Consider the following 13,938-nt stretch of genomic DNA (forward strand, 5'->3'; position numbering starts at 1 on the left):
CTCCAACTCCTTTATAAACTGTAAAAATTAATTACTTTTTTTACTGAACGGATTACATCCATTACATCTGGCTCGGTCATTCCTGGAAATAAAGGAAGAGTAATTATTTCTTCATATAATTTTTCTGCTTTTGGACATATCCCGGCATTATAACCTAATTTTTGATAATATGGCAAAGTATACACTGGAATATAATGAACGTTAATTCCGATATTTTCTGCTTGAATTGCTTTAAAAAGTTCTTTCCGATTACATCTTAATAATGGTAATTTTAAACGAATAACAAACAAATGCCAGCTTGATTCTGCTTCCCCCATTTGTTTAGGAAGAATTACAGCAGACAATTCCTTCAACTGCTCGTTATACATTCCTGCATACTTTTTTCTTTGTTTAATAAAGTTATCTAGTTTTGACAGTTGAGATAGTCCTAGAGCGGCTTGAATATCTGTAATTCGGTAGTTGAAGCCCAAAAAGTGCATTTCATAATACCAGGGACCCTGATGATTATCTCTTAAAATCATTGGATCCCGTGTAATTCCGTGTGTTCTAAACTGAAGAAGCTTTCGATAATATTCCTCATTGTCTGTTGTAATAATTCCCCCCTCTCCTGTTGTGATATGTTTTACAGGGTGGAAACTAAACATTGTCATATCGCCAATTGAACCAATTTTTTTATCTTTATAAACAGCTCCCAATGCATGAGCAGCATCTTCAATTACTATTAATTCATGCTCCCTAGCAATTTTTAGAATCTCATCCATCGCAGCAGGCTGACCTGTAAAATGAACTGGAATAATGGCCTTTGTTCTATCTGTGACCTTTTCCTTGATTGAATCCGGATCTATATTATAGGTTTCAGGATCTATATCAGCAAAAATGGGAGTTCCGCCTTGATATAGGATGCAATTAGCGCTGGCAGCGAATGTTATAGGAGAAGTGATAACTTCATCACCTTCGGATATTCCGGCAGCAAAGCATGCTCCATGGAGCGCGGCAGTTCCGTTTGAAAATGCCACCGCATATTTCGCTCCAACATACTTTGCTATTTCGTTTTCAAACTTATTTACAATTGGCCCAGTGGTAAGATATTCACTGTTTAAAACATTAACCACTGCCTGTATATCGTCTTCGTTTATTGTTTGTCTTCCATAAGGCAAGTAGTGTTCCCTTACAGGCTTGCCTCCATGAATCGCTAATTTACTATTCATTTTGCTTATCACCCCTTGCTGTTCATTTTGTTAGACTTTATCCATTGTTCGGTCTTGTTGATCCCTTCCTCCAGGCTGATTTTTGGCTCCCAATTTAATAACCTTTTAGCTTTTGAATAGTCGCATAACAGCTTTTGAATTTCACTTTGAGGATGAATATGCTCTATATGCCGAATAGTTGAACGGTCACCTGCAATAAGCAATGCTAAATCATTGATCGAGATATCCCTGCCAGTTCCTGCATTGATGATATGACCATCAGCATTTTTGGAATATCCGGCAGCAACAACAAAATCTGCACAATCTTCTACATAAAGCAGATCCCTTGTTTGTGTACCATCTCCATATATATTCAAAGGTTTTCCGTCTAATTTATTATTAATAAAAATAGCTACTACTCCTCCTTCGCCACCTGTTTTTTGTAACGGGCCATAAGTATTAAATGGGCGAACAACTACGGTTGGCAAGTCGTAAGCATAATAATAAGAAAGTACTAGATTTTCTGCAGCTATTTTTGATCCTGCATATGGAGAAGCAGGTTTTATAGGATCCTTTTCACTAATCCCATTTTTGGAAACGGCACAATCATATACCATACAAGTACTCATTAATACCATTTTTACGAAGTGAGTGCGGCATTGTTCTAGTAAATTAAAGGTACCGATTGTATCATTATCAAATGTTGTTTTCGGATCATCAATACTATCCTGAACATTTATGCTTGCCGCTAGGTGATAACATAAGTCAAACCTATGATTGTTAAAGATTTCACTTAATAGCTTGCTATCCTTTATATCTCCTTTAATAAAACCTTTAAGATCTGGATTCTGCTTGAATTCCGCTATATTCGAAATCTGAGAGTTTGATAAGTTATCCAAAACCCAAACTTGATGCTGATCCTGCAATAACTTTTTGACCACCCACCTTCCAATAAAACCGGTTCCGCCAGTAACTAAAATTTTCATAATTCTTCTCCTTTCTATATCAAACTTTGATTTTGTATTAATTGTCGAAGTACTTCTTTTGTAATCGGTTTTTGGTGACTTGATTGATAAGTTCCGGGTTTCGCTTTAATAGCTTTCTGATAATTACTTAAATCTGAAGAATTACTTGGTACAATAAACATATTTGGCAATTCCAGTGCTTTAAGTGATTCTTCAAAAGTCATTAATTCCTCATATTTTTTTTCTCCTGGTCTTAGCCCAATTTCTTCTATTGCTATTTCATCAACATTCATGTTGTATTTGTTTGCAGCTTCTTCAATAACAACTTCAGCTAGATCTTTTATTAATACGACAGGCATTTTAAGAATAAATGTCTCTCCTCCTATCGATTCTTTCATAGCCTCTATTGTCATTAAAGTTGCCTGTTCCACTGTCATCATAAACCGACTCATATTAGGGTCAGTTATGCTGATTTTTTTATTCTCATTTATTTGCTTTAAAAATAGAGGAATAACAGATCCTCTGGAGCCCATCACATTGCCGAAGCGGACGCTCGAGAAAGAAATTTTATTTGACCCTTTGGATTGCTGTGCCGCATGTATAAGCCTTTCTGCTGTAAGTTTTGTTGCGCCATAATTGTTCGTTGGAGCAATTGCTTTATCTGAACTTGAAAAAACAACCTTTTTAACTCCTTGAGTTTTAGCTGCTTTTATAACATTTTGAGTCCCTATTATATTGGTTAGCACAGCTTCAAAAGGATTCTCTTCGCAATGTGTGACATGCTTCATTGCAGCAACATGAAAAACATAATCTATGTCTTCCATTACATTAAGCATTCGGTCATAGTTTCGGATGTCACCGATAAAATAACGAATTTTTGAGCTTTTACTTCCCATTTCACTTTGTAATAAGTGCTGTTTATATTCATCCCTGCTAACAATTACAACGACTTCGGGCTCTTCGGTTAGAATGTGAGTTAATAAACTGCGACCAATAGTCCCTGTCCCCCCAATAATTAAGACTTTTTTATTTTTAAAAAACATTTAACATTTGCCTCCTATTGAATAATTTTTGTTTTAGTAAAAATAATGAACCAGGCGCTTCCGATCAGCTGCTTGCTTTTGGCCAGGAAAATGTGTTTATACTGTGCCAAATGGCATCCAGAGGATGAAATGTGGGTGTAGGTTAAAGTTTTTCTCACTTGAATGTTCTACATTCGTGGTCCGTGTTTGGCTGATCTATTTTTAATTGACGATTTTTTAAGCTTAATTACATGAGTAAATCCTAATCCAAGGATTCGTCTTCTATATATGACTACGATTGTTTATAAAGATGCCCAAATTTAATTAGCTGAAATACTTTCATTTGAGTCCAACATACCTGCAAAAATTTATCGCTAATGAAATTGTTTATCTAATGAATAGTCTTCTATTTCTTCTAATAAATTTGATATATACAGATTCTATTGGAACTGTTAATAGGAGGAGTTTCGGTTTGCTGTGTTTATAAGGAGGAATTTTTTCTGAAGAACTTATTAAATATAGAATATTTTTAATTCTGATTAATTGTAGTAAATATTTCACAAAATTTATAAACTCCTTATTAAATTGCAGTTTAGGTTCATAAGTTTGAGGTATCACTCCTTATTCAAAAGTTATATAAATAGGATTTTTTGGATAAAAACTATACTCTGCTCATAAGTTCAGCTTAATACGATTCCTGAAGGGATTTTTTTAATAAAATCATCATCAAAGATGTGCACATTTTTCATATCTAAAGCTAATCTTGTAAATACTCCATGATCTTGAATCTGTCGTTTCATACCATTTTGTATCAAATAGACTTTTTCACTTGACCCTTTGATCATCATTCCATCTGAAAGCTCTTTTTTTGGTATATAGCTTTTAATTCCTGAAAGCTTATAAATTAAGTCTGAAAGATTTTTCCCGGCTAATTGTTCAGGGTACGCTTTATATACTAAGCTGTTTTTGTATTCTTGAACTTTTACCCTATAGTCAGTAATATTCTTTTCTTCAAACCTATTTACAATTAGGCATCTTATAATATAAGCTAACTTTTTCAGATTTGGCACTGCCAGATATTTTGTGTAGGAATAGTTGGCTCCATCATGAACTTTATTAGTTGCATAGACAACAGGTTTTCCCAATAGTGCTGCTTCAAGTCCAACTGTTGAGTAATCTACACATACGACATTCACATTTTGTATAATATCGTGTAGATGAATTTCTGATTCAACTACTTTTACTATTTTATTTTCTAGTGCTTTGTAGGCAATAAATGACCCTCTTCTTATTTCAGTTGGATGGGGTTTTATAATAACTCCTATTTTATAGTCATTCAGATATTTAATAATTTCTCTTAAACGGCTAATACTCCAAAGACCTGGCTGAGTGGCAATTAGTACAGTCTTTAGGTAGGGTGATATACCCGTAATTTTACAAAAATCCATTTTCGACATATGACTCTCTGTAAAAATACGGTCGTATTTAGGGTGTCCAGTGATTTCGATACAATCAGAAGGAACTCCCCAGCTCATTAAAAATTCTTTTTCATGGATACCGTATACAGCATCTTTACTCGCTATGGTGGGTACCCACCCTCTGTTATCAGACATCATTCCATGCTGGAGACAAACACTAGGAATACCCTTAGAAGCTCCAATTAAAATTAGCATCCTGCTAATTTCATCTGCTGCTCCTCCAACAACAAGACAGGAGATATCCATTTTTTCAAAAAATTTAATAATTGGACCTATCCAGCTAATTACATAGCGAATTCGCTGAAAAAACTTAGCCTGAAACGGACGATGGCCAAAAATCGGATGATCTTTAAAAGACAAAAAAAGTCTTCTAGCTTTCTCTTCAATCTCTGTATTTAATTCTACATTGTCAAATGTATCATTTTCCAAATTGTGAATTGGTATCTCTAAAAACTCTTTATTTTCCGTTGCCGTTCTAACTATTACAGTTGTCTCAGGGTCAAAATACTCTAAATAGACATTATCAGTAAATCGAAGATTCAATTCATCATATAAAGCAACCTTTCCTTTTTTATAAAAATTAGAAGGTTTCTCTCGTAATTGTGTTATTTGGTCAAATTTTATTTGAAGTTCTTTTTTTTCATTTATTTTATTTTTTAAGACCAATTCCAATTGTCGGTTACTTATTGTCTTTCTTTTTTCATTTATAATGTTAAAAAATGGTTGGATGTTTAAAAAATATACTAATGGAAATTCTCTATATTTTAAATGCTTAAATCTTTCTAATAAATCAAGATAAAAACCGAAGTTGATTAGATCACTCATTTTTTCCAAACCAGCCCCTATATTTTTAAAGTTTAATTTATCCTGTACGGCCACTTTATTTCTGCTTCATTTTTATTTATATCACAAGAAACTCGTTCAATTTATCTTATGAAAAGTATATAATTTTGGACTAAGCTATTAGACTATATTTAACCATCCGTCTCTCATTAGTAATAGCTTTACACTTTTTCATTAAGATGTGTGGTATTTCAATATATGATTAATTTGTGTTCAAATCATGTTAAAGGGATGTGTACAAGTGACATTTTTTATTCCAGTATTCTTGTATACAGAATCACTACTGGAATAAAAATATACATACCAAAGCTTCCTTCCCTAAACTTATTAGAGTTTTAACGATTTTGTGTCTCCCAGTTAAAAGAAATAATGGGGCTATTCCAAGGGATACGCTTTTCATCTGGATCTTTCGCATTATAAGAAGACGTAGTAAAGTAAATAATCACCGCAGGCTTCTCCCCCAAAACCCTATATCCGTGGGCTACACCTCTTGGAATAAGTAGTAAAATTGGATTTTCCTCTCCCATATAATAAACATCTGTTTCTCCATTAGTCGGTGAATTTTTCCTAAGATCATATAAAACAACTTGAGTATTACCAGAAGGGAAAAACCAAAGATCATCTTGTTTTTCATGGTAATGGAATGCCTTGATAACATTTGGATAACTCATAGACCAGGAAGCCTGACCAAATTTGCACAAAAGTTCAGGTTCATCGTTACGAACTAACTCTGCAAAAAAACCTCGGTCATCACAGTGCTTGATTATTTTTTTCACCTTGACACCTTCAATCAACGATAATTCTCCTCTCGAATAAAATCTTTTAACGCGTCTCTCCAATGCCTTGGAGGGGTAAATCCTTCTTTTAATAAAGCAGTATGGCCAAGCGCAGAAAACTTTGGCCGAGGAGCCAATGACCCATAGTCATTAGACGATATAGGCTTAATTAACTTATGATTAATGCCCTTTTCGAAGAATATAGCTTTTCCAAAATCGTACCAAGAACAGATGCCTCTGTTACTGAAATGGTAAATTCCATTCTTTTTATCAAGTAACTTCAAAATAAATTCAGCTAAATCGTTTACATAAGTAGGTGATCCTAATTGATCATTAACTACCCGTATTTCTGAATTATTTTTAGCTAGATTTATCAACGTTCTGACAAAGTTCTTTCCTTCGTGGCCATAAAGCCAGGAAGTACGAATGACTGTAGCATTAGATAGATTCAATGTAAATTGCTCACCCATCCACTTGCTCATACCATAAATTGATAGAGGATTGGGAGTATGTCTTTCAGAGTACTTATCATTGCTTTGTCCATCGAAAACATAATCTGTACTTATATAAAAAAGCTTAGCCCCTACTCTACTTGCAGCATTCGCTACAAAAGCAGTACCAATTGCATTTACATTGAATGCCTTTATAATCTCTATTTCACACTGATCTACAGCTGTAAAGGCTGCAGCATGAATGATAACATCCGGTTTCAACTGACCTATAACAGTGTCAACTTCTTCTTTACTCGTAATATCAAGTTCCGATTTACCCAAGCTATATACCTTATGAAAGCCACCTAATTTTCTTACAAGTTCACGGCCTAGCTGTCCTTCTCCGCCTGTAATTAAAATAATCATTTTTTCACTTTCTTTCATTACCTTTATTGCAATACCATTCACAAGTCCTGGTTAAACCGTCTAAAAATGTGACTTCTGGTTTCCATCCTAAATCATTTAAAATTTTTGTTGAGTCTATTGCATATCTTCGGTCATGTCCTTTTCTGTCAGGAACTTTTAGTATCTGAACCACTTCTTTCCCTAATTTCTTGAAAATCATTTCAATTACTTCTATATTCTTTTTTTCTTGCGCTCCGCCAATATTATATACTTCTCCTGGCATTCCATTTTCGAGAACCAAGTGTATCGCCCTGCAGTGATCTTCAACATATAGCCAATCCCTAATATCTTGACCGTCACCATATAGAGGTATTTTTTCATCATTTAGACAATTTGTTATTACCTTTGGAATTAACTTTTCATTATGCTGCATAGGTCCAAAATTATTGCTTGATCTAGTAATATTGAGAACCAGATTATGGGTTTTGAAATACGACCTAATTAACATATCTGCCGCTGCCTTACTAGCGGAATATGGATTATTGGGTGCCAATGGGCTATGTTCTGTGAATGGCGGTTCATTCGGTTTTAGTGAACCATACACCTCGTCAGTAGAAATTTGAATCATTTTATAAGCCTTTCCAGCCAAAACTGCTTCTAGAAGATTCAATGTACCATTAATATTTGAATGAATAAACGGGTAGGGATTAGCTATGCTACGGTCTACGTGTGACTCTGCAGCAAAATTAATTATTGCATAATACTTTTGGGTCAAGGCGAGTTCCAGTTCCTTCTTATTGCCAATATCACATTTTACAAAATGATATCGGTCGGAGCCTTCAAACTTCCTAACGTTTTCGAGGTTAGCAGCATATGTTAATGCATCTAAATTAGTTATTTCATAGTTAGTATTTTTTAGTATATAGCTTATAAAATTTGCACCTATAAACCCTGCCCCACCTGTTATAAGTAACTTTCTCAATGCCCACCCTCCTCTATTTGTCTCTCAAAAACCAATTGGTTAGCCTTATACAATGATTCATGTGTTCCTGCATCGATCCACCAACCCATAAAAATGTCATATTCAAGTAAGTTATTCTCAATATACATATTATTTACATCAGTAATTTCTAGTTCATTTCGAGATGAAGGAGTAGTTTTCTCAATAAAATCAAAGACTTGATGATCATACATATAGATACCTGTTACACAATAAGTTGACATGGGGATGTTTGGTTTTTCAGTAATAGAAAGAATTTTACTATTCACTTTATCTAAATGTGGAACACCATACCTGCGTGGATCCTCCACTTCTTTTAATATTACTCTCGCACCTTCTTTTTGATTTCTGAAGGCATTCAAGTAGCTTGTTAAAGAGTCCTCAAATAAATTGTCACCAAGTAACACAATGAACTTTCCTTGTTGTATAAATTCCTTAGCCTCTAGTAAGGCATCACCAATACCGGCTCTCTCCTTACTTTGGATCCTATAATGAAGTTTAACTTCTAATTCCTCTCCCTGACCTAAAATTTTAATGAATGATCTTAAATGCTCATTATTAGTAACAATTAATATATCTTTGATTCCAGTCTCTCTTAATTTTAGAATTGGCCAATATATCATCGGATATCTTCCTACAGGCAATAAATGCTTATTAAATACAGTAGTTAATGGATGAAGTCTCGACCCCGCTCCTCCTGCAAGTATTACTCCTTTCATTGCTAAAACAACCACCTTTAAGGTAGATAGTATTTTCTCATTGTAAATAATTGTCTTTATTAATATATGAATAACACACTATTATGGAACATAGTTGCTATATCCTTTTATAAAATGAATCATTTATCTTACAGCCTAGTCGTAATTCAAGTAGCGTACGTAATTTGAAATATCGTTAACTAATATAAACAAACCTATGATAAAATTTATATTCTTTGAATTTTCTGAAAAGATTAAAATTATCTTAATCAATAAAAAAGGCTATCGAATTTTCGACAGCCTTAAAAAAGTTCTCTTATCAAAGGATTAGCCGTCAAGAAGATTAGGGAAAGTAACACAATCCTGTACAACTAAGTCTTCATCCGGAACAAATCCTACTCCAGCTGCAGCAAATGTTATTAATGGGCTTCCTGCAAGGTCAGAGAGAGTAATCGAATATGTGTCATCGTCTGATCCTAGATTTTCGACCAGAGTAAGAGTGAACAATACTGTACGGTCAGCAACTCCAGGGTCTGCAAAGTTAACAGTACCTGCTCCTTCTACAGTCATTGTTGTAACGCCTAATACTTCTGTACATTCAGGCATGCCAATTTCTGAAGCTGTGAATGTAAAGCTTTGATCCACAGTTCCTGTTCCTGTACCAGTTGGCACTACGAAATCTTCAACAATCCACGAAAGAGTACTTCCAGTCAATTGGCAATTGTCGCAAATTTCGGCATTTAATTCTGTAGTATATGTTCCTGCAGCTAAAGGTGCATCAAATAGAATGTCTGCAAACGTTATCGCCACTGGGCCTGTCAATGGATCAGTATCCACAAACGCTTGACAATCACAGTTGTCACGCGGGAAGAAGTCACATTGTGCAGGCCATTCGAATTCCGGACAAACGCCGTTAGTTGGAAGTTCAATGTCATTTGGACGCGGGAAGCAGAATTTAGCAAGTACTTCTAGTTTTACGTCTGCTTCAACTTGAATCTCGAAACAGATATCCAGCATAACCTGAAGTCCAAGGTCTGGGTCACCAGTTTCAATGAAGTTAGTGTCACAGTCTAGTGAAATTAAACGACAGAACACGTTATCAGCTGTGAACGGTTCTGGAGCACATACAACTAGACGGCGGGATTCACTAATAGTCGGACGGAACTGGCAGATAATAGCGCCTGTGCTATCATAAATTGTAATGAGCGGTCTGATAGTGAAGATGACTTTTACAATGGCTACTTCAACTACTCTTCCATTTAGAGTAATTTCACGTCTTTCAATTCTGGAAGATACTGTGCACAATGCGTTTCCACCCGTATCTGGAGGAGTCAGCGGGAAGAATCCTCCTACATCTGGAACTTCACATGTTACATCCAGCGGTGTTCTTCCTTCAGCAACTGCTGCAGCGACTGCAGCTGCGCAATCATCCGGCAAGGTTATTCCTGTGTCAGTAGAAATAGCATCAAAAACCCAGTCATAAACCTTGGATACCCGAATACATTCTTCTTGAACGTTATTAGGAGTCAATTGGGATCCTCTAATAGGTTTCAAGCAAATCATCCTTTCTAATAGGTTGTGTTTTCACTTCATAATATGGATATATTTAGAATTGTGTTCTAATCAAATAGCCTGTTTTTGTTGATTATCACGAATTGGGTTTCTTCTTCATATATATAGGTGTTACAAATGCAATTGATAAAAGGAGACTGTAAACATGACCTATTCAGTTTTTATTGATGGCGAACTTTTAGGCAACGCTCTCTACCAGTCAGCAGTTAGCCTAGCATTATTTTGTGAACAGCTGGGCTTTGAAGCAGTTATTGATCAAAACAAAGAAACAATTAATATTGAAACTGGAAGAAAGCAGCACCCTATCTCAATCTCTACCCGTTCAAATAACCAGCAAAGTCAGGAAGCTGTTCTAAAATTAAGTGATACTCTTAAAGCTGAGGGTTTGGATCTTTTGAAAGAGCCAAGTATCACAATTTTTTTGGATAACATTGAACAGCAGGATCAGCAAGTGATCATTGAACATAATGTTCTTCTTGATGAAAAGCTCAAAAATCTTCTTATTATAGAGTTTAATAAATCAAAAATACCTTTTGTTTTAAATGAAAAAAAAAATCTAGCTGCTGATAGGAATCAGCTATTAGCCTTCAGGTCCCAATTTTATGATACTGATCGACTAATATTAAGCATATCTCGTGCTGTTATCAGATACTGCAGCGTTAAACCAATTGCAAATAATTCAGCAATAGTGCCAATGCCACTTATAAAGTTCTGGATAAGCTCCTTGTTAGATCAAGCATCACTGCCTAAAACACAAGAAAAGAAAGCAACAAAAGTTCCTGAAAAAACTATGAAACCAGAAAAGAATAAATATATCTCAGCAATCAACAGCAGTGACCTAAGATTAAAGAAACCAAATGCTGAAGTTTTCCTAAATTATACAATGCTTATTCCGAGGCCGGATGATGAACAAAAAGAGTATATGGTGAACGGTTCAATCATAATGAAAAACACTGGGGCTCTCGATTTAAAAAATCCTGTCATTTGCATAAAAGTACCCGCTGAACCAGGGGTCTCTTTACAGGGTCAGATTTTGCCCCCTAAACTTGTTGCAGGTCTCGCCATGAAAGGGAGTGATGGAGAAAAAGGCTGGAAATATGTATATGATGACTGGAGAGAAAGGGTGAAAACAAAAGGAGAATATTGGATTACTTCCATTCAGGATTTAACCATACCACCTGGAGGTTCTGAGGTATTTAACGGATTAAAGGTCCTTATAAAAGAGCCAAAAAATTCTTCGGTTGGCATCCAAGCATTTGTATACTTTAATGAAGGGCAACAACAATACGCTTCCAACAACACCATTTCACTTTCATTTTAAGCCTGTGTGAACAGGCTTTTTATTTTGCACATCTCGCCTATCAGCACATAGGATAATACCAAATGCTCTAATTGTAAGGTCAGGAGGGCAACATTATGTTGAATGCACCTTTCATTAAAGATAGTGGGGAACAGGACAATAGAATTCTTCAGCAAAAGGTTATTTACCTTACTGCTGAAATCTCAAAATATAAAAATAAAATTAAGGAATACCAGGAAAATTATCATTACAGTCAATTGGAAACCCTGAAAAATGAAAACCAATACTTAAAGGAACAGATACAAAAAAAACAGCAGGATGAAATTGAAATTAAAAACGAATTTCGTTCTGCAGTTGTCCACTATGAAAAGAATCTGGAGGAACTTTCTGCTAAAGAAGCAAATTACCTCTCTAAAATTGAGTCTCTAAATGATCAGATCCGGAAAAGTGAGAAGCTTATGTCAACCCTGCGAGAACATAACACCTCAATAACTCAAGAAATTGAAGAGTTCAAAAAAAATAGACTCTTGCTGCATAAACAACTCTCAGAAAAAGATTCTGAACTGATCAAGTTGAAAAATGTGAATGAACAACTCCAATCAAAGAATATTGAATTTAAAGACATAATATTTAGCTTGAGAGAAGAATTGAACCATTACTCAAATCAATTAGCGATAATCGAAGAAAATTATCAGCCTATTATAGATGACCTGCAATATAACCTATCCATACAAAAAGAAGAAAATGAGAAACTACATCTTGATATACTTGAATACCGTACTTTAATTAGTGAGTATGAAGATAAATTAATGAAAAGTGAAACGTATATTAAAGAATTAAAAGTAAAAGTAGATACAACCCTTCAGCTTCAAGAGCAAAATGAGCAGTGGCAAGCATTAAACAGAGATTTATATGAAGAAAAAGTGTTGATGGAGCAAGTACAAAAAGAAATTATTGCCCAATTACTATTAATTAGAGATGAGATCAAGGAATATCCAAACTTACCTATAAGTTCGAATGTTATGTATAACTGTACACCAGCCGGCAAAGCGAAAAAATAAACTAAGTGTTGACAATTTCGTGAATATCAGAAAGGAGAATGAACATGCTCCGCAATCATACTCCAAATATGGATAGTCAGATACAGCAGAAAATCACTGATCTAAAATCAGAATTAGCCAAATATCAATCCTTGCTCAGCCCCTCTTTTAAAAGAAAAAACTCAGCAGATACCGAAAAAAATATAAAGCAAATTAATGAATTGATTAATAAAAATGATACTTTACGAAAGAAATTAGCTTTACAATCTGAAGAAAATAAAAAACAAAGGTCATATCTGCATAATTTACAGAAATCATCTTATGAGCTTTCTCATAAAGATATAACTGATAAATTTTTTATTAAAGAAGATAAAGAGTTGATTTACAAATTAGAAAGACGAATTTATGAGCTTGAATTAGAGTTCTGGGAAATGCATTGTAAAATTGAGAATTTGGAAAGGGAAAATGCAAGGCTGATTCAATTACCTGAAAAAGAAAATACTCTTCACTTATTCCATACATCAGGTTTTGCTGACACCTGCGGTGAGACCATTGTATTAAAAGAAAAAAAGATTGAACAGTTAGTAAGTATAGAAACGAACACAGTAACAGCCTTCAGCAATCCAAAGCCCCCCAAAAAAAGTTATGATGAAGCTGAAATTATTAACCCTTTAACTGGCCGTAATGTAGAGCTTGAAAGGGCTATAAAACAATTAGAGGGAAAAATTTTATCATTAGAAAATAAAATGAATCATCAAGAATAACACGCCTTTGTAAGGTGCGTGTTTATTTTCTTTCCTTCTCCATTAACCATTCAGTTTGTTTTAGATTGCTCATTTTGGGTAAATAAGAATGCAAGCAAACACAAGGAGGAGTTACTTATGAACAGAGACCAAACAAATGGAAATGCAGATCAATTAAAAGGCGAATTAAAAAAGCAATACGGGAAACTAACTAATAATGAATCCAAAGAAGCTGAAGGAAATATGGATAAAGCAAAAGGACAGGCACGGGAAAAATGGGGAGATGCAAAGGAAGCACTGTCAAAGACATTCAATGACAGAAGAGATTAATTAAAAAAGTACTCAGCGCCCTGAACTATACCCCAGATACTGGACACTTATAAAAAAGTGCCCCTTTCTGGGGTTTTTTGTGTTTCAATAGATTTAATCAATAGGACGGAGGATTTTTCATGAGTAAGAATATTTATAATGAATTCCA

Annotated in this window: 13 protein-coding genes; 4 read left to right on the forward strand and 9 right to left on the reverse strand. The window is 34.7% G+C overall.

The window, feature by feature from the left end:
- Positions 1-11: 11 nt before the first annotated feature.
- The 9 genes from pseC to M3205_RS20905 all read right to left on the reverse strand — a co-directional run bounded on the left by pseC (position 12) and on the right by M3205_RS20905 (position 10,359).
- Complete coding sequence (pseC, locus tag M3205_RS20865) at positions 12-1,208, reverse strand: UDP-4-amino-4,6-dideoxy-N-acetyl-beta-L-altrosamine transaminase (protein ID WP_251171639.1); 1,197 nt, start codon at positions 1,206-1,208, stop codon at positions 12-14.
- A gap of 8 nt (positions 1,209-1,216) precedes the next feature.
- Positions 1,217-2,173, reverse strand: coding sequence for a dTDP-glucose 4,6-dehydratase (locus M3205_RS20870; RefSeq protein WP_251171640.1), 957 nt, complete (start codon positions 2,171-2,173; stop codon positions 1,217-1,219).
- Positions 2,174-2,187: 14 nt separating this feature from the next.
- Positions 2,188-3,195, reverse strand: coding sequence for an SDR family NAD(P)-dependent oxidoreductase (locus tag M3205_RS20875; RefSeq protein WP_251171641.1), 1,008 nt, complete (start codon positions 3,193-3,195; stop codon positions 2,188-2,190).
- Positions 3,196-3,854: 659 nt separating this feature from the next.
- Positions 3,855-5,531 carry a CDP-glycerol glycerophosphotransferase family protein gene (locus M3205_RS25830; RefSeq protein ID WP_251171642.1) on the reverse strand — a complete coding sequence of 559 codons (1,677 nt, stop codon included), beginning with the start codon at positions 5,529-5,531 and terminating at the stop codon, positions 3,855-3,857.
- 299 nt (positions 5,532-5,830) lie between these two features.
- Complete coding sequence (locus M3205_RS20885; protein WP_251171643.1) at positions 5,831-6,289, reverse strand: dTDP-4-dehydrorhamnose 3,5-epimerase family protein; 459 nt, start codon at positions 6,287-6,289, stop codon at positions 5,831-5,833.
- Complete coding sequence (gene rfbD / locus M3205_RS20890; protein ID WP_251171644.1) at positions 6,286-7,146, reverse strand: dTDP-4-dehydrorhamnose reductase; 861 nt, start codon at positions 7,144-7,146, stop codon at positions 6,286-6,288. Before rfbD ends, M3205_RS20885 begins: the two co-directional genes overlap by 4 nt.
- Positions 7,133-8,089: a dTDP-glucose 4,6-dehydratase gene (gene rfbB, locus M3205_RS20895; RefSeq protein ID WP_251171645.1), complete on the reverse strand. Its 957-nt coding sequence runs from the start codon at positions 8,087-8,089 to the stop codon at positions 7,133-7,135. Before rfbB ends, rfbD begins: the two co-directional genes overlap by 14 nt.
- Positions 8,086-8,826, reverse strand: a complete 741-nt coding sequence (locus M3205_RS20900; RefSeq protein WP_251171646.1) for a sugar phosphate nucleotidyltransferase — start codon at positions 8,824-8,826, stop codon at positions 8,086-8,088. The genes rfbB and M3205_RS20900 overlap by 4 nt, the downstream gene beginning before the upstream one ends.
- A 306-nt stretch (positions 8,827-9,132) precedes the next feature.
- Positions 9,133-10,359 carry a BMQ_0737 family morphogenetic spore coat protein gene (locus tag M3205_RS20905; RefSeq protein ID WP_251171647.1) on the reverse strand — a complete coding sequence of 409 codons (1,227 nt, stop codon included), beginning with the start codon at positions 10,357-10,359 and terminating at the stop codon, positions 9,133-9,135.
- A 163-nt stretch (positions 10,360-10,522) separates the two neighbouring features.
- Between M3205_RS20905 and M3205_RS20910 the strand changes: the two genes are divergently transcribed.
- From M3205_RS20910 to M3205_RS20925, 4 genes are all read left to right on the forward strand, one after another.
- A complete protein-coding gene (locus M3205_RS20910) occupies positions 10,523-11,698 on the forward strand; it encodes a hypothetical protein (RefSeq protein WP_251171648.1) in 1,176 nt (391 codons plus the stop codon).
- 95 nt (positions 11,699-11,793) lie between these two features.
- Positions 11,794-12,738, forward strand: a complete 945-nt coding sequence (locus M3205_RS20915) for a coiled-coil domain-containing protein (RefSeq protein ID WP_251171649.1) — start codon at positions 11,794-11,796, stop codon at positions 12,736-12,738.
- A 44-nt stretch (positions 12,739-12,782) separates the two neighbouring features.
- On the forward strand, positions 12,783-13,481 hold the full coding sequence (locus tag M3205_RS20920; RefSeq protein ID WP_251171650.1) for a hypothetical protein: 699 nt from the start codon (positions 12,783-12,785) through the stop codon (positions 13,479-13,481).
- Between the two features lie 117 nt (positions 13,482-13,598).
- Positions 13,599-13,790, forward strand: a complete 192-nt coding sequence (locus tag M3205_RS20925; RefSeq protein WP_251171651.1) for a CsbD family protein — start codon at positions 13,599-13,601, stop codon at positions 13,788-13,790.
- Positions 13,791-13,938: the final 148 nt, after the last annotated feature.

Source organism: Cytobacillus firmus, assembly GCF_023715565.1.
In the GTDB taxonomy this organism is placed as follows: domain Bacteria; phylum Bacillota; class Bacilli; order Bacillales; family Cytobacillaceae; genus Cytobacillus; species Cytobacillus firmus_C.